The sequence below is a fragment of the Geomonas ferrireducens genome, from assembly GCF_004917065.1.
GTDB lineage: Bacteria > Desulfobacterota > Desulfuromonadia > Geobacterales > Geobacteraceae > Geomonas > Geomonas ferrireducens.
Window position 1 is genome coordinate 589,075 of record NZ_SSYA01000001.1, and the last position, 16,300, is coordinate 605,374.

Genomic DNA, 16,300 nt, shown 5'->3' on the forward strand with positions numbered 1-16,300 from the left:
TTCTTCACGCCCCGGACTCCTCCTTTTTAGCCGCGCGTACCGCCGCTTTGAAGCGTTCGGCGCGCTCCTCGTAATTCTTGAACATGTCGAAACTGGAACAGGCGGGCGAGAAGAGCACCACGCCGCCGGGCTCGGTCAGCCTGTGCGCCATGTCCACCGCCTCCTCCAGGGTATCGGCGAAGCGGGTGTCGGTCAGGTGGCCGAGCGCTTCCTTCATACGCTCCTTCGCCTCGCCGATCAGCACCAGGTGGCTGACCCGCTCCGAGACGAGCTTCGCGAGCGGCTCGTAGGAGCCTCCCTTGTCCTTGCCGCCGGCGATCAGGGTGATGCCGGAGTCGAAGCTCTCAAGCGACTTCACGACGCTCCCGACGTTGGTTCCCTTGCTGTCCTCGTAGTAGGCGACGCCGTTCACTTCCTCGACGAACTCCATGCGGTGCGGCAGCCCCTTGAAGTTCTTCACGGTCTGGTAGGCGCAGTCGCCGTCGCAGCGCATGAGGAGCGTTGAGGCCATGGCCGCCATGATGTTGTCGAGGTTGTGCACACCCTTCAGGCGGAACCCTTCGGTGCCGAAGCGGAGCACCTTGCCGTTGTGGGCGAAGGTGATGAAGCCGTCGCGGTAGCTGATCCCTTCCTCGAGTTCGTGGAAGCGGCTCATCGGGAAGAGTTTCGCCTTCAGTTTCCCGGCGCATGCCGCGACCAGCGGGTCGTCCATGTTCAGGACGGCATAGTCGTCGGCGCCCTGGTTCTCGAAGATGCGCAGCTTCGCGTCGATGTACTCCTGGAAGCTGTGATAGCGGTCCAGGTGGTCTTCGGTCAGGTTCAAAAGGACGGCGACGTGCGGGCGGAAGCTCTCGATCCCCTCGAGTTGGAAGGAGGAGAGTTCGACCACGACGCGATCCACTTCGGCGCCGCTCATGGCAAGTTCGATGAGCGGGTTGCCGATGTTCCCACCGACGAAGGTGTCGAAGCCGCACCCCTTGAAGATCTCGCCGGTCAGCGTGGTCGTGGTGGTCTTGCCGTTGGTCCCGGTGATGGCGACCATCGGGGCCTTGATGAACCAGGAGGCGAGCTCCACCTCGGAGACCACGCGGCGCCTCTGGGCACGTGCCATCTCGAGCGGCTTGATGTCCATCGGGACGCCGGGGGAGACGACAACCAGGTCGGCCATCAGGAAGCTGTAGGGGATGTGACGCCCGAGCTCCAGGCAAAGATCGAGGTCGGCGAGCTCGGCGAGGACGTCTTTCAAGGCCTCGTCGTCGCGCATGTCGGTGATGGTCACCTGCGCCCCGGCCTCGGCCAGGAAACGGGTCACGGCGACACCGGTCTTCGCGAGACCTACCACCAGTATTTTCTTGTCCTTTAAATCCATATGTCCTTCTTTATCTCCGGAAACCAAATCCCCCCTGTCCCCCCTTCGCAAAGGGGGGAACGCGAGGGCCGGTGCATTCCTTCGTTGTTATTTTTCTACGTTCCTCAGAACTCTTCGAAGAACGCGGTCGCGGCTAGCGCATCTTCAGGGTCGAGATGGCGACCAGCGCGAGGATGATGGTGATGATCCAGAACCTGACGATGATCTTCGGCTCGGCGACCCCCTTCAGCTCGAAGTGGTGGTGTATCGGGGCCATCCGGAAGATCCTCTTGCCGCGGTACTTGTACGACCCCACCTGGAAGATGACCGACAGCGCCTCTACCACGAAGACCCCCCCGACGATGACGAGGAGGATCTCCTGCTTCGTGAGGACGGCCAGGGTGCCGAGCGCGCCGCCCAGGGAGAGCGAGCCCACATCCCCCATGAAGACCTCGGCGGGATAGGCGTTGTACCAAAGGAAGCCAAGCCCCGCGCCTACCATTGCGCCGCAAAGAACGGCGAGTTCCCCTGCCCCCGGCACGTACGGGATCTGCAGGTAGCCGGAAAGCCGCGCGTTACCCGCGATGTAGCAGAAGAGGAGATAGGTGGCCGCGTTGATTGCGACTGGACCGATGGCAAGGCCGTCGAGTCCGTCGGTCAGGTTCACCGCATTACTCGCACCGACGATGACCAGGGTGACGAAAGGGATGTACAGGATGCCCAGTTCCGGGTGAAGCCTCTTGAAGAACGGGAAGTAGACTTCGGTGGAGAACCCGGGGAGGTAGTAGAGGAAGATGCCGACGCCGCCTGCGAGGATCACCTGCCAGAACATCTTCTGGCGCGGCGACAGCCCTTTCGGGTTTTTCTCGACGACCTTCTTGTAGTCGTCGACGAAGCCGAGCACGCCGTAGCCGCCCAGGATCAGCAGGGTGAGCCAGATGAAGATGTTGGTGAGGTCGGCCCACAACAGCGTCGGGACGACGATACAGACGAGGATCAACACCCCGCCCATGGTGGGGGTCCCCTGCTTCTTCAGGTGCGACTCGGGACCGTCGGTGCGGATCACCTGGCGCGCCTGCAGCCCTTCGAGTTTTCTGACCACCCAAGGCCCCACGATGAAGGAAAGCACCAGCGCGGTGATCATGGCGTAGATGGTGCGGAAGGTCAGGTATTTAAAAACGTTGAAAAGCTTGTAGTCCGTGGCGAGCGGATACAGCAGATGGTAAAGCATCAGTCATGCCCCCCTTGCGTCGTGGGTGCCAGCGCCTGTTTTACCGCTGCCGCCACCTTTTCCATCTTCATACCGCGGCTCCCCTTGAAAAGGACGCAGTCGCCGGGCTCGAGCCAGCTGAGAAGCTCCCCGGCAATTTCCTCGTGGCTTTGCGCATGCACGATGCGCTCGGCCGGGAGACCGGCCTCGAGGGCACCCTTCTTGATCTCGGCGGCAAGCTCGCCCAGCAGATAAAGGCGCTCCACTGCCGCCGCGGCCTTGGCGCCCAACTCGCGATGCGCCGCCTCGGTGCCGAGCCCAAGTTCCAGCATGTCGCCCAGCACTGCGGCGCACCGTCCCCCCGCAGCCAGCTCATGCAGAGTGGTGAGTGCCGCCGCCATGGAGGCGGGGTTCGCGTTGTAGCTGTCGTCGATCAAGGTGACGCCGGCCACATCCTCGAGCTGGAAACGCTTGTCGTAGGGGGTGAACTCCTCGAGCCCCCGGCAGATCACCTCGCCCGGGACGCCGAGCGCGTGCGCCGCAGCGGCCGCGGCAAGCGCGTTGTAGATGTTGTGGCGACCGAAGGCCTTCAGGGTCACCGGCAGCTCCGCGTCGGGGAGCCTCAGGGTGAAGCTTTCCCCAAACTTCCCGAGGCTCTTGATCTCGGCGGAGGAGACCTCCGCCCCCCTGAGGCCGAAGGTGAGCCGGGTGACGTTGAGATGGGTCGGGCAGGCAGAGACGAGGGGATCGTCGACGTTGTACACCGCGACGCTACCGGGCTTCAAACGCTGGAAAAGCTCACCCTTGGCCTTCGCCACCCCCTCGACGCTCCCCAGGGTCTCCAGGTGCGCGGGGAAGGCGTTGGTGATGATCCCCACCTGCGGGTCGGCGATCTCGGCCAGGCGGTCGATCTCGCCGAACTCGCTCATGCCGATCTCGACCACGGCCCAGCGTTCACGGCCGGTCAAGCGGAACAGGGTGAGCGGAAGGCCGATCAGGTTGTTCAGGTTCCCCTCGGTCCTAAGGCCAGGGCCGGTCTGGGCGAGGATGCGGGCGAGCATCTCCTTGGTGGTCGTCTTGCCGTTACTGCCGGTAACCGCGACCACCTTGAGATCAAAGCGGCGCCGGTGAAAGGCTGCCATGTCGCCCAGGGCGCGCAGGGTGTCCTTGACGGCAACCGCGCTGCAACCGGCGGGAAGCGGGTGGGCGGCAAGCCACGCCTCGGAGGCGAGGAAAGCGGTGACGCCGCGGGCGGCGGCGGGATTTATGAAGTCATGACCGTCGAAGCGCTCTCCTACGAGCGGCACGAACAGTTCCCCGGGAGCGACCTTGCGCGAGTCAGTGGAGACGGAGGAGACGTCCATGCCCCCCTCCCCGATCAGCCTGCCGCCGGTTGCCTCGGCTATTTCATACAGCGTGAATATCGACATCCGGATCCTGGTTTCCTTTTGCTGCCGGGCGTCATGCGCCCTTGATTCGCCCCTTTTCCAATGGTCCTCAGAGCTTACGCTTCCTGCACCGCGAACTGCTTTCCCTGGCGCGGGAAAACGACTAATGTGCCGCAAAATAAGGGAAAAGGGAACCTTTTTTTGCTCCTGCTACTTCCTGAGCCGCAGTGCAGCTGCGGCCTCCTCCCGGTCGTCGAAGTGGAACTTTTCCGTCCCGACGATCTGGTAATCCTCGTGCCCCTTGCCGGCCAGAAGAACGATGTCGCCGGGGTTTGCCGCGAGGATCGCGGCGCGCACCGCGGTGCGCCTGGATTCGATGGTGGCAAACCCCTTCTCGCGGAAGCCCCCCTCCAACTCCTCGAGGCTGTACTCCTTAAGGTGCAAAGGCGTGATCCCGGCCCTCACGTCGACGAGGATGGCCGCCGGGTCCTCGGTGCGCGGGTTGTCCGAGGTGACTACGGCCAAGTCGCTATAGCGTGCCGCGATCTCCCCCATCACCGGGCGCTTCCCCTTGTCGCGGTCGCCGCCGCATCCGAAGATGGTGATGATCCGGTCCGTCTTCAGTTCCGAGATGGTGGAAAGGACGTTCTCCAGGGCGTCGCCGGTGTGGGCGTAATCGACGAGCACGATGATCCCCTGATCGTTGGGGACCCGCTCGAGGCGCCCAGGCACCTTCTTGTGTGCGCGAATTCCCGCCTCGATCGCTTCTTTCGGGATGCCAAGGGCAAGACCCGCCCCGACCGCGCCCAGGATGTTGTACAGGTTGAAGCGCCCCAGGAGGTCGGACTCGATGTTGATCTCTCCCACCGGCGACTGGAGGCGACAGCGGATGCCGTGCACCGAAAAATCCACCTCGGCAACGGAGAGGTCGGCCGGGCCGTTCACCGAGTAGGTAAGGACCGGCGCGGTCGCCTCGGCGGCGATCCTGGGACCATAGGGGTCGTCCAGGTTCACCACGGCGCGCCTGAGCGGCTTGTGCGCGCTCGGGGCGAGGAGGTCTGTGAAGAGGCGCAGCTTGCTTTTGTAGTAGGACTCCATGTCGAGGTGGTAGTCCAGGTGGTCGCGGGTCAGGTTGGTGAAGATGGCGACGTCGAAGATGCAGCCGTCGGCGCGGTGCTGCTCCAGCGAATGGGAAGAGACCTCCATCACCGCCCCCTTCGCCCCCTGGTCCACCAGGTCGCGCAGGATCTTTTGCAGGTCGACCGACTCCGGCGTGGTGTTCGGTGCCGGGATGTCGGTCGCGCCGAAGCGGTAGCTGATGGTGCCGAGGACGGCCGCAGGGATCCCCGCCTCAGCCATGATCCCTTCCACGAGGTAGGTAGTGGTGGTCTTGCCGTTGGTGCCGGTGATGCCGACGACCGGGATGCCCCCGGTCGGGGTACCGTAGAAAATCGCGGCCATGAGGCTCATGGCGCGGCGGGCATCCGGGACCTCGACGCACACGACCCCGGCAACGGCGCAGGGGCGGTCCGCAATTATTGCGACCGCCCCCCCTTTTACAGCGGCTTCCACGAACTCCGTCCCGTCGCTCTTCACCCCGCGCAGGGCGAAGAAGGCGGCGCCCGGCGCCACCTGTCGCGAGTCGTAGCAAAGCGACGTTATCTCCATGGCGTCGTCCCCGGTCACCTTGGCTCCCGGAACACAGGCCAGCAATTCTTTCAGTTTCATGCTCCCCCCATGGTCAGGCCGACGGCACGAAGCGCACCCAGACCTGATCCTGCGTGGTGATGCGGGCGCCCGGTGGCGGGTTCTGCTCCACCGCCCGGCCGCTTCCCTGCAATTTTACGTTGAGTCCGCGCTGCTCCATCACCCTGAGCACCTGCCGCATGCTCATGCCGCGGAAGTTCGGCATGGCCCCGGCGTCCCCCCCCTCGATGGCGCCACCCTCCACCGCGGCCTGCTCCACCTGCGGGGACATCTTCTCGGGCACCGTCGCCGGCTTCTTCTTCACGTTCTTGTCCGGCGGGACGTTCAGGTAGCAGAGGGTCTGCTGCGCGATGGCGCTGAAAGCCGGAGCGGCGACCACACCGCCGTACACGTTGGCGGTCGGCTCGTCCACCATCACCATGATGGCCAGACGGGGTTTGTCCACCGGAACGAACCCTATGAAGGAGCCGATGCGCTTTTTTGCCGAGTAGCTGCGCCCTTCCACCTTCTGTGCCGTACCGGTCTTCCCCGCGACACGGTAGCCGTCCACCGCGGCACCGGTACCGGTCCCCCCCTCGGCGACGACGCCTTCCAGCATGCCGGCCACGGTTTTCGCCGTCGCGGGCGAGATCACCCTTCTTTTCAACTGCGGACCGAACTGCTGCAGCACGACACCCTCGTCGTCCACGATCCGGTCCACGAGGTACGGCTTCATGAGGTTGCCGCCGTTAGCCACCGCGGATACCGCCGCGGTCAGCTGCAATGCCGTTGCCGTCACCCCCTGACCGAAGGAGATGGTGGCGAGGTCGATGCCGTACCACTTGTCCTGCGGCCGGAGCATCCCCGACACCTCCCCCGGGAGGTCGACGCTGCTCTTCTCGCCGAACCCGAAACCGGTGAGCGCGGTGAACAGGCGCTGCGAGCCGAGCCTCTGGCCGATCTTGGCGGCGCCGATGTTGCTCGAGTATTTAAGGACCTGCGACACGTTCAGCGCGCCGTACTTGTGCGTGTCGTGGATGGTCCTGCCGTACATGTTGCAGGAGCCGTTCTCGCAATTGAAACTGTCGCCGGGCCTGATCACCCCCGCCTCGAGGGCTGCCGCCACCAGGAAGATCTTGAAGGTCGACCCGGGCTCGAAGCTGTCCGCGATGGCGCGGTTGCGGACCGACTCGTGGGTCAGTGCCGCGATGTTGTTCGGGTTGAAGGTGGGGTAGTTGGCCATGGCCAGGATGCGCCCCGTGTCCGGTTCCATGACGATCGCGATTCCGGCCTTGGCGCCGTTTTTCTCGATTGTCTTGACGAGTTCCTTCTCCGCTATGTACTGGATGTTCTTGTCCAGGGTGAGGACTACGTTGCTCCCTTTGGAGCCGCTTTTCCCCTCGCTCCCCTTCTTGAGGGCGATGTCCCGGCCGAGCGCGTCGCGTTCGGTGACGAGGAAGCCGGTGTTACCTAGGATGACGTTGTCGTACTTCTTCTCGATCCCTTCCAGGCCGGCCGGGTCGACACCGGTGAAGCCTATCACATGGGCTGCCACCCCTGAGTTCGGGTAGAAGCGCCGGTTCTCCTTTACGAAGCCGACCCCGTCGAGCTCGAGCTCCCTCACCTTCTTCGCCTGTTCCGGGGCCATGCGGCGCGCGATCCAGACGAAGTTCTTGGCACCTTTCAGCTTCGCCTCGAGCTCGCCCCTGTCGCACCCGAGGACACTTGCCAACTGCGCCGCCGCCTCCGGGATATTCTCCATGTTGCGGGTCTCGGCGTAGCAGGAGTCCATCTCTATGGAGACGGCGAAGGGGGCGTTGTTGCGGTCGTAGATGCCGCCCCGGCTCGGGGTGAGCGCCACGATCCTCTGGTGCTGCTTCTCGGCAAGCTTCACCAGGCGGTCGTTGTTCAAAACCTGCAGGTAGAAGGCGCGTCCTGCAGCGATGATGAAAACGATCACGAACAGCAGGGCCACGAAACGCATGCGGACCCTTGCCCATTTCTCCCGCTTCTCGATCACTTGACCAGGACCACCTGCTGGTCGTTGGGGAGCGCCATACCGAGCTCACCCTTGGCGAGCGCCTCGATGCGGGCCGGCGCCTTAAGCGAGGCGACCTCGACCCTCAGACGCTTGTTCTCCTGCTGCTGTTCCCTGAACTGCCGGTTCGCCTCCCCGATCCTCAGGTTCAGGTCGATCACCTCTACCCTGGACCAGACGTGGAAGATGGAAACCAGGGTAAGCAGGACCATGACCCCCGTGAGGTAACGGAAGCTGATCCAGTTTTCCCTTACCGCAACCCCGGGACGTGCCGGTGCGGCGACTTTGCCGTAGGCGACTTTGCTCTGTGCCATAGATCTACCCTCTTCTTTAAATCTTCTCGATGCCTCTAAGGCGTGCGCTGCGGGACCGCGGGTTCGCCTTCAGTTCCTCGTCCCCCGCCTTGATAGCCTTTTTGCTCAGCAGCCGGTACTGCGGTGTGCGGCTGCAGATGCAGATCGGGAGCTCCTTCGGGCAGGTGCAACCGGCACTCGCGCCCCGGAACGCTTCCTTGACGATGCGGTCCTCCAGCGAATGGAAGGAGATCACCGCACCGCGTCCACCCTTTTTCAGGAGCCTCAAAAGGTCGGCAAGGCCGTCCTCAAGGCTCTTCAACTCCTCGTTCACCGCGATGCGCAGCCCCTGGAAGGTCCTCGTCGCCGGGTGCAGCCGTTCCTCCCACTTCGCCTTCGGGATGGCCCCCTTGATGATGTCGACCAACTGCAGCGTGGTCTCGATCGGGTTCTCCTCGCGTGCCTTCACGATGAAGGAGGCGATCCGCTTCGCCCAGCGCTCCTCGCCGTACTCGGCGATGATGCGGTTCAGCTCCCCCTCGGGGAGGGTGTTCACCAGGTCCGCCGCGCTCGGGCCGGAGCTGCGGTCCATGCGCATGTCAAGCGGGGCGTCGGTCTGGAAGCTGAAACCACGCTCGTCCTTGTCGAGCTGATGGCTGGAGACCCCGAGGTCGAGCACGAAACCGTCGATGGCATCCACCCCGATCTCGGCCAGGGTGGCGGCGATGGAGGAGAAGTTCCTCTGGAAGATGCTGACCCGGTCGCCGAACTGGGAGAGGCGCTCCCTGGCCACCGCGATCGCCTCGGCGTCCCGGTCGAAGCCGATGAGCCTCCCCTCCGGGGAGCTCGCGGTGAGGATGAGTCCGGCGTGGCCTGCGCCACCGAGGGTCCCGTCCACGTACACCCCCCCGGTTTTCGGTTCGAGGAGCCCGAGCACCTCCTCCGGGAGGACCGATATGTGATGAAAATCCGGCATCTAGAGGCCGAGCTCCGCGAGCGCGGCCGAATCGACCGGGAAGTTCTGTTCGTCCTTCGCGCACACCTGTGCCCAGACGGACTGGCTGTAGATGTCGACCTTGTTCTGCATGCCGACGAAGTGAAGTTCGCGCTCCAACTGCGCGGTCTTTCTCAGGTCGTTGGGAACCAGGATGCGCCCGAGCTTGTCCGCGGTGCATTCGACCGCCGGGACCAGGATGGTGCGGCGCACAGCGGCGAGCGCCTCGACGGAGAGCCCGAGGCCGGCCCCGTTTTTGAGCCGCTCCTCAAGGGCGAGGAATTCGCGGTAGGGGTAGATGGTCAGTCCGTAGCACACCTGCCCCTCGCCGAGTCGAACCGGGCTCGACTTGGTGAGGAAAAAGCGCTCGTCGCCGAAGGCCTCCACCAGAACCTCGCGGAATTTCGCGGGAATGCTGGTGCGCCCCTTGGCGTCGATGGTTGTGTCGAACTTTCCTCTGAACATGGTTTCCCCGGCACTTGTTGCCACTTTATACCACTACATACCACTTTCGTGCACGAACTATACGGGAGGCAAGGACCTATGTCAAGGCAAAATTAGAGACAAATAGGGAATTTTTGGGAGGTTTTCCGATGGTTTAACGGGTGGGGTAAGAAGTGGTGGGAAGAAGTGGTAAGAAGTCGGCGTGAACCCGGTTCCATTAAAGGGCGTACGGAAGAGACGGAGGGAGAAACGCATCGGGCGGGGCCGTTATGGCCCCGCCCGGAATGGTGCGGCATTACTGGTTCTTTTTCCTGTCGAAGAGGGAGACCACGTTCCCCTTTTTCTCGCCCCCCCCCTTTTCCACGGGGTCGAGCGGTTTTTCCGGAGGCTCCGGGGAGACGATTTTTTCAAGCATGATCGGCGTACCGGACATGGTGAAGGGGGCGCCGTTCACCTGGCTTTCGTCGAGTATCCAGGTGTAGACCTGGAGCGGCACGGTGAGCACCAGGAGTTTCACCTGCCACCACCCCGGTTTGACGTCCTGGACGATGTCTTCGATGCGCGCGTAAAAGGCCGGCTTGTTCTCGATGTGCGCGAGCACGATGTCGTTGATGGTTGTCGCCATTTCTTCTCCTTCTCTTGGCTAAAGCAGAGGGCCGTCCATGCTCCGTGTCGGGAACAGGGAACGGATCTCCGTGTAGAGTTTTTTGAGTTCCCGCTCCATGCCGTAGAAGCGGGCAACCTCCTCCTGCGACAGCCGTTCCTCGATCAGGTCGCAGTTGAAGGTGATGCAGTTGAAGGGGCGGTATCCCGCCGGGATCAGGCACTGTCCCTCGCCCAGGAAGGGGCATAGGCCGTTTTCGAAGCGCGGAGCGAAGAGGGGGCGCTTCGTGGCGAGGTAGACGAGGAGGTCGGCGGCGCCGAAGTGGTACCTGCCGCTGACGCAGCAGGCCCCGCCGCATCCGGCGCAGGAGCCGGCGGCGTCGACCTGGGCGACGATTCTCTGCATCGCCTCCTTGTGTGCCACCATGCCGCGGGCGAGCCCCTTCATGGTCTTGCGTTCGGCGTCGGGGAGGCGCTCGAAGGCCGCCGTCACGCTACCTACCCTCTCCTGCCACTCATCGTTCCAGCAGCTCACCTTGAACCTCTTCCCCTGAATATAAAAAAAGCCGTCCGACGGTGCGGAAGGCCCTGCTTCTTTAACTGAATGTTCTACGTTCTAGGTTCTACGTTCTAGGTTCTACGTTCTACGTTCTACGTTTTCACCTCTAGGTCCACGCACCGCAAAAATGGCATCAACACAAGGAGCAAGCCCGATGTCGTTGGTTTTCACGTAGAACGTAGAACGCTGAACGTAGAACGTTTTTTAGGTTTTTTTGGCCGGAGCAGCCCGTAAGCCGGGTTCTGTTCCCGCAACCGGTTACCCGGAGACGGGCGATGGTCATTCATCTAGGAGCACCGTTGCCGGCGCCCTCAAGCAACCAACCCGGAAGCACGGACGGGCCGCCCTTAACGCTTCCCTATTTGGTCTTGCTCCTGGTGGGGTTTACCTGGCATCCGACGTCGCCGCCGAACCCGGTGAGCTCTTACCTCACCCTTTCACCCTTACCCCCCTTCGCCAAGGCTTCGGGGGGCTAGCCCCCTTAAGCTATGGTTTCAGATGGCGGACTTCTCTCTGTGGCACTATCCCTGGGGTTGCCCCCGCTGGACGTTATCCAGCACCATGCCCTGTGGAGCCCGGACTTTCCTCCCTCCACCTTCGCCGAAGCTACGGTGGACAGCGGCCATCTGGTCTGCTCCGGCCAAAATCTTTATTCCGTTCAACGTTCTGCGTTCAACGTTCGCCGGACTCTCCCCCTTGATCATCACTTGGGTGACGACGCCGCGCCTCCCCCGACGAACAAGGTACAGATCCCCATCGAACGTTGAACGTTGAACGCCGAACGGGTTTCTAGTCCTGCACTTCCTGCTTCATGATGAGGATGCGCTGGCAGTGCGGACAGGTGATGACGTCGTCAGCACGGAACAGGGTGTTGTAGAGCTGCGGCGGAAGATGCATGTTGCACCCCATGCAGTTACCTTCCTTGGCCTCAACCACGGCCACACCCTTGCGCTGGTCGCGCAGCTTGCTGTAACGCTTCATCACGTTCGCCGGGAGTACCTTCACGGTCGCCTCGCGGACGACTACGTCCTTGGAGATGCCCCCCTCGAGCGCCTCGACCTTCTGCTGCAGCTCAGCCTGCTGTGTGGCGACGTTCCCCTCCAGCTCGACCAGTTCGGCCTCGCGCTTGGTTATCTCACCGTTTGTCTCGTCGATGGCGTTGATCTTCTGAAGGATCTGCTCTTCGAGCTCGGTGATCTGCTTTTTAGCGGTGGAGATTTCCTTGGAGACCGCCTGGTACTCCTTCTGCGTCTTGATCTCCTTGAGGTGCGTCTCGGAACGGGTGATGTTCTCGTTCTCGGAGGCAAGGTTGGCGTCGAGCGCCCCCTTCTCCTCCTCAAGCGCCTGTACCTCCTCGCGCTTGGCTGCGATCTTCTCGCGTGCCTCGGCCAGCTTCGCCTCAAGGGCCTGCGCCTCGCTCAAAAGCTGGGCCTTCTCCCCGTCCAGCCCGTCGATCCTCAGGTCGATCTCCTGCAGTTCGTATAACGCCTTCAGTTTGTTACGCAAATTCCGCCTCCCCAACTACCTTTTTATGTGCTAAAGAGCGACGCCTTCAGTAAAACGCGAAAGGCTCCCGCTCTCCTTGGTACTCGATTACCTCTGCCTCCAGGCGACGCGCGGCAAGCGCCCCCCTCAACTGCGCGGCAAATCCCTCGACCATGATCCGCTCGGTGGCGAAATGTCCCGCGTCGAGCAGCGCCACGCCGAGCGCCTCGGCCTCGCGCGCCTCGTGATACTTGACGTCGCCGGTCACCAGGATGTCGGCTCCCTTGCGCGCCGCTTCGTGCAGCAGCGAAACGCCGGACCCGCCGCAGACGGCGACCTTCTTCACCTGCCGCCCGGCTTCCCCCACCAGGCGGACGCCGGCGGCGCCGAGACGCTCCCGCACGAAGCCCGCGAACACTCCCGCCTCAACCGGCTCGGGAAGGGTTCCGATGCGCCCAAGTCCCCGCGGCGCTCCCTGGTTCAGCACCGGATACAGGTCGTATGCCGGCTCCTCGTAGGGGTGCGCCTTCTTCAGCGCGGCCACGGCGGCGCTTATCTTATCCTTCATGATCAGGAACTCGAGACGGCTCTCCGGCTCGACGTGTCCCGCCCCCACCTCCCCTACGTAGGGGTTCGCCCCGTCAAGCGGGGTGAAGCGCCCGGCCCCCTCGCTCTGGTACGAGCAGTCGCGGTAGTTTCCGACAAGGGGCATGAACGGGGCAAGCGCCTGCAGCAGCTTATCCTCGAAACCTTTCGGCACGAACAGCACCATCTTCGCGTGCTCCTCGACTCCCGTGATCTTGAGCGGCTGCGCCCCTACGATGCCGAGACGGGCGGCGAGGAGATCGTTGACGCCCCCTTGGGCGATGTCGAGGTTCGTGTGCAGGGAGATGATGGAGAGGTCGTTCTTGAGGGCCAGCATGGTGAGACGACCGGTTTCGTCGGCCGCCGTGATCTTTTTCAGAGGGGAGAAGATGAAAGGGTGATGCGTGATGAGGAGCGGGCAGCGGGCTTCGATGGCTGCTTCGATGGCGGGGCGACCGGGATCCAGCGCCACCATGATCCGGGAAACCTGGGAGACCGGGTCCCCCAGCTGCAGGCCTACGTTGTCCCAGGATTCCGCGAAGTGCGCTGGAGCAATTTTGCCTGTAATTCCAACAAGATCTGAAACTTTCGGAGTTATCATCGCGCTCAAAAGAAAAAGAGTGCAACCGCTTGGTGTGCACTCTTTCTCCCCACTTGAAGTGTATTTTTTCGTCTGACCAGGTGCTTTAAGGGCATCCCCACATCATCCTAATTTGTAAGGTGGTGGGCCCACCAGGACTCGAACCTGGGACCGACCGGTTATGAGCCGGTAGCTCTAACCAACTGAGCTATAGGCCCGAAAAGCGAAATTAAAACATATAGTAAAAGGATTAGCGTGTCAAGCTTCTATTTTAATGACAGTGGGGCACTCCCCTCGTACATCTCATACTTTAGAAGCCGGCACTCGATCGGCCCGTTGTACAGCACCATCCGCCGCGATGCCTTGAGTCCGACCCCCTTGGCGAGGTCGAGGTTCCCGGTGAAGAGGTAGGCGGTGTACCCCTGGCAGCGTTTCTTCAGCGTGTCGCCGATCTCACGGTACAGGGGACGCAGCGCCTCCTGCTCGCCGAGCCTCTTGCCGTAGGGCGGGTTCATGATCAGCACGCCCGGGCCGGGAGGGGGCGACAGCTCCGCCATGGGGAGCTGTCCCAGGGTGAGATGTTCGAGCACCCCGGCGCGCCGCGCGTTCTGGATTGCCATGTTGACCGCGGAGTGGGAGAGGTCGCTCGCCTGGATCGGCGCCGGGAGCCGCTCCAGGATGCTGTTTTTCGCCTCGTCCACTATGGCGCGCCAGGCCGCACGGTCGAACCCCTGCCAACGCTCAAAACCGAAACGGCGGTTCAGCCCCGGCGGGATGCGGAGCGCCTTCATGGCCGCCTCGATGGCGATGGTGCCGGTCCCGCACATCGGATCGACGAACGGGGTGCTGCCGTCCCAGCCGGAGAGTTCGACGAGGGCGGCGGCCAGGTTCTCCTTCAGCGGCGCCTCGTGCCGATCCAGCCGGTAGCCGCGACGATCCAGCGGCTCCCCGGAAAGGTCGAGGCTCACCGTGCAGCGGTCCTTGAAAAGCCGGACGTTGACGCGCAGGTCGGGATCCTTGGTGTCGACGCTTGGACGGCTGCCGAAGCTCTCCCTCTGCGCATCGACGATGGCGTCCTTGGTCTTCAGCGCCACGAACCCGGAGTGGGTCATCGTCGAGTCCCTGAGGTTGCAGTCGACGGCGAGGGTCTGGGCGGGGGTCAGGAAGCGTTCCCACGGGAGGGAGCGCACGCCGCGGTAGAGCTCCTCGGGTGTCTGGCAGGGGAATTCCGCCAGGGTCATGAGGACCCGGCTTGCCGTACGCAGCCAGAGGTTCGCCCGGTAGGCCCCCTCCATGCCGCCGCCGAAACTGACGCCGCCGCTCTCGACACGCACATCGGGGAGACCCAGGCGGACGAGCTCGCCTCCTAGGGCTTCTTCAACCCCCTTCGCCGTAGTAGCGAAAAAAAAATGCTTCATCACCTGCTCCTTTAGAAACGGTCGCCTGCCGCCATAATGAGAAACGGCGTGGCCTCGATCCGCGTGACGACCGCGGCGGCAGATCTTCTCATTGGGACTTTCCGGGCAACCACCTGCGGCGACGATGACCCCGCGCAAAATTAATTACCGTGAGAGGTTGCGTCACACAAAAATAATGATAAAAAATTAATTTCTTTAGTCGCGACCGTTCCTGCCGATGCGATCTTCATGAGCAGCGCGCAGAGCGCGCGACGCCCACCTTCCCGCTCACATGGGGACGTTCTCACCATCCGGCACGGGACTTGCCTTTGCGCCGCCATAGTTTACACTTCCAGGGTGCCCGGCGACCCAATCCCCTGTTTTATCGGAGAAAAAGGTTATGAAGAGACTGCTCAGGGTCCTGATCGTAGAAGACGCACCGGACGACGCCCAGCTAATCGTGATACAGCTCGAGCAGGGAGGCTTCGACGTGCACTCCCGGCGCGTGGACAACGCGCAAGGACTCATCGAGGCCCTCGAGAGTGCGTCCTGGGACGTGGTCGTTTGCGACTACGTCATGCCCGGCTTTTCCGGGCTGCAGGCGCTGCAGATCCTCAAGGAAAAGGGCTCCGACATCCCCTTCCTGATGATCTCCGGGAAGGTCGGGGAGGAGGCCGCCGCTGCCGCCATCCGCGCCGGCGCCGACGACTTCGTGCTCAAGGGGAACCTGACCCGCCTGGTCCCGGCGGTGCAGCGCTCGATAGCGGAAGCGGCCCTGCGCCAGCAGAGCCGGCGTCACGAGGAGGAGCTGAAGGAGAAGCTGGACTTCATCCAGGTCCTCATCGATACCCTACCCACCCCGATCTTCTACAACGACCCCAACGGCCTCTACCTCGGCTGCAACAAGGCCTTCGAGGAGCAGATCGGCATCAAGCGGGGTGAAAACGTCAACAAGAGCATCTACGACATCCTCCCGCCGGACCTGGCCGCCCTGTACAACAGGGGCGAGGAGGCCGCCGAAGCAGGAAGCGGCCCGCGCAGCTTCGAAGGGACCATCACCTGCGCCGACGGCGAGCACCGGGACGTCATCTTCTACAGTGCAAGCTTCAAAAAGCCGGGAACCAGCTCCGGTGGTGTGGTCGGGGCGCTCCTCGACATCTCGGAAAGAAAACAGGCCGAGCTGAAGCTGCGTTACCTGAGCAGTCACGACATCCTGACTGGCATCTACAACCGCGCCTATTTCGATGAAGAACTGGAGCGGCTGAAGAAAGGGAGGAAGTTCCCGGTGAGCATCGTCATGGCCGACGTCGACCGTCTCAAGGAGACCAACGACCAGCAGGGGCACGCGGCCGGGGACGAACTCCTGAAACACGCCGCCGAGGTGCTGAAAAACGCCTTCCGGCGCGAGGATGTGGTGGCGCGTGTTGGGGGCGACGAGTTCGCGGCCCTGCTCCCGAACACCGATGAGACGGCCCTGCGCGAGGCTATGGAGCGGCTCCAGCAGCAGCTGGCCCAGAGTAACGAAGGGCACGCTCCGCATCCGCTCAGCCTCTCCATTGGTGCTGCCACCGCACAAAACGGCGATGAACTCATGGCGTCATGGCGCCTCGCCGACCAGAGGATGTACCGCCAGAAAAAAGGGCGCAAAAATGGCGGTGCCGGCAACAAGCAGCACCAGTTGGTGGCCTGA

General features: G+C 63.0%; 14 protein-coding genes, 1 tRNA gene and 1 other RNA gene. 1 reads left to right on the forward strand and 15 read right to left on the reverse strand.

The genetic code is table 11. The features are described from left to right. Window positions 1–4: 4 nt before the first annotated feature. The 15 genes from murD to E8L22_RS02710 form a co-directional block, all read right to left on the reverse strand. Window positions 5–1,369 (reverse strand): UDP-N-acetylmuramoyl-L-alanine--D-glutamate ligase, encoded by a 1,365-nt coding sequence (gene murD / locus E8L22_RS02640; RefSeq protein WP_136523721.1) that lies wholly within the window; start codon window positions 1,367–1,369, stop codon window positions 5–7. A gap of 133 nt (window positions 1,370–1,502) precedes the next feature. After that, the gene (mraY, locus tag E8L22_RS02645; RefSeq protein ID WP_136523722.1) at window positions 1,503–2,579 is read right to left on the reverse strand and encodes a phospho-N-acetylmuramoyl-pentapeptide-transferase; all 1,077 of its coding nucleotides are present in this window, start codon (window positions 2,577–2,579) and stop codon (window positions 1,503–1,505) included. After that, entirely contained in the window at window positions 2,579–3,988 is a 1,410-nt protein-coding gene (locus E8L22_RS02650) for a UDP-N-acetylmuramoyl-tripeptide--D-alanyl-D-alanine ligase (RefSeq protein ID WP_136523723.1), read from the reverse strand. Before E8L22_RS02650 ends, mraY begins: the two co-directional genes overlap by 1 nt. A gap of 168 nt (window positions 3,989–4,156) precedes the next feature. Beyond that, window positions 4,157–5,674, reverse strand: a complete 1,518-nt coding sequence (locus tag E8L22_RS02655) for a UDP-N-acetylmuramoyl-L-alanyl-D-glutamate--2,6-diaminopimelate ligase (RefSeq protein ID WP_136523724.1) — start codon at window positions 5,672–5,674, stop codon at window positions 4,157–4,159. Window positions 5,675–5,687: 13 nt separating this feature from the next. Continuing rightward, on the reverse strand, window positions 5,688–7,652 hold the full coding sequence (locus E8L22_RS02660) for a penicillin-binding protein (protein WP_136523725.1): 1,965 nt from the start codon (window positions 7,650–7,652) through the stop codon (window positions 5,688–5,690). Continuing rightward, complete coding sequence (gene ftsL / locus E8L22_RS02665; RefSeq protein WP_129127351.1) at window positions 7,649–7,984, reverse strand: cell division protein FtsL; 336 nt, start codon at window positions 7,982–7,984, stop codon at window positions 7,649–7,651. The genes E8L22_RS02660 and ftsL overlap by 4 nt, the downstream gene beginning before the upstream one ends. Window positions 7,985–8,000: 16 nt before the next feature. Further along, the gene (rsmH, locus tag E8L22_RS02670) at window positions 8,001–8,939 is read right to left on the reverse strand and encodes a 16S rRNA (cytosine(1402)-N(4))-methyltransferase RsmH (RefSeq protein WP_136523726.1); all 939 of its coding nucleotides are present in this window, start codon (window positions 8,937–8,939) and stop codon (window positions 8,001–8,003) included. Next, on the reverse strand, window positions 8,940–9,422 hold the full coding sequence (mraZ, locus tag E8L22_RS02675) for a division/cell wall cluster transcriptional repressor MraZ (protein WP_136523727.1): 483 nt from the start codon (window positions 9,420–9,422) through the stop codon (window positions 8,940–8,942). A 274-nt stretch (window positions 9,423–9,696) separates the two neighbouring features. Next, entirely contained in the window at window positions 9,697–10,026 is a 330-nt protein-coding gene (locus tag E8L22_RS02680) for a hypothetical protein (RefSeq protein WP_136515724.1), read from the reverse strand. 18 nt (window positions 10,027–10,044) lie between these two features. After that, window positions 10,045–10,539: a hypothetical protein gene (locus tag E8L22_RS02685; RefSeq protein WP_136523728.1), complete on the reverse strand. Its 495-nt coding sequence runs from the start codon at window positions 10,537–10,539 to the stop codon at window positions 10,045–10,047. Window positions 10,540–10,779: 240 nt separating this feature from the next. Further along, an RNA gene (gene rnpB / locus E8L22_RS02690) (RNase P RNA component class A) lies at window positions 10,780–11,201 on the reverse strand. Window positions 11,202–11,352: 151 nt separating this feature from the next. Beyond that, entirely contained in the window at window positions 11,353–12,069 is a 717-nt protein-coding gene (locus tag E8L22_RS02695; RefSeq protein ID WP_136523729.1) for a zinc ribbon domain-containing protein, read from the reverse strand. 46 nt (window positions 12,070–12,115) lie between these two features. After that, the gene (locus E8L22_RS02700; protein ID WP_136523730.1) at window positions 12,116–13,234 is read right to left on the reverse strand and encodes a Nif3-like dinuclear metal center hexameric protein; all 1,119 of its coding nucleotides are present in this window, start codon (window positions 13,232–13,234) and stop codon (window positions 12,116–12,118) included. Between the two features lie 120 nt (window positions 13,235–13,354). Continuing rightward, window positions 13,355–13,431 (reverse strand) — tRNA-Ile (locus E8L22_RS02705). Between the two features lie 48 nt (window positions 13,432–13,479). After that, window positions 13,480–14,631, reverse strand: coding sequence for a THUMP domain-containing class I SAM-dependent RNA methyltransferase (locus E8L22_RS02710; protein ID WP_136523731.1), 1,152 nt, complete (start codon window positions 14,629–14,631; stop codon window positions 13,480–13,482). Window positions 14,632–15,010: 379 nt separating this feature from the next. On the opposite strand from E8L22_RS02710, the gene E8L22_RS02715 reads away from it, so the two are divergent. After that, window positions 15,011–16,300, forward strand: a complete 1,290-nt coding sequence (locus E8L22_RS02715) for a sensor domain-containing diguanylate cyclase (RefSeq protein WP_136523732.1) — start codon at window positions 15,011–15,013, stop codon at window positions 16,298–16,300.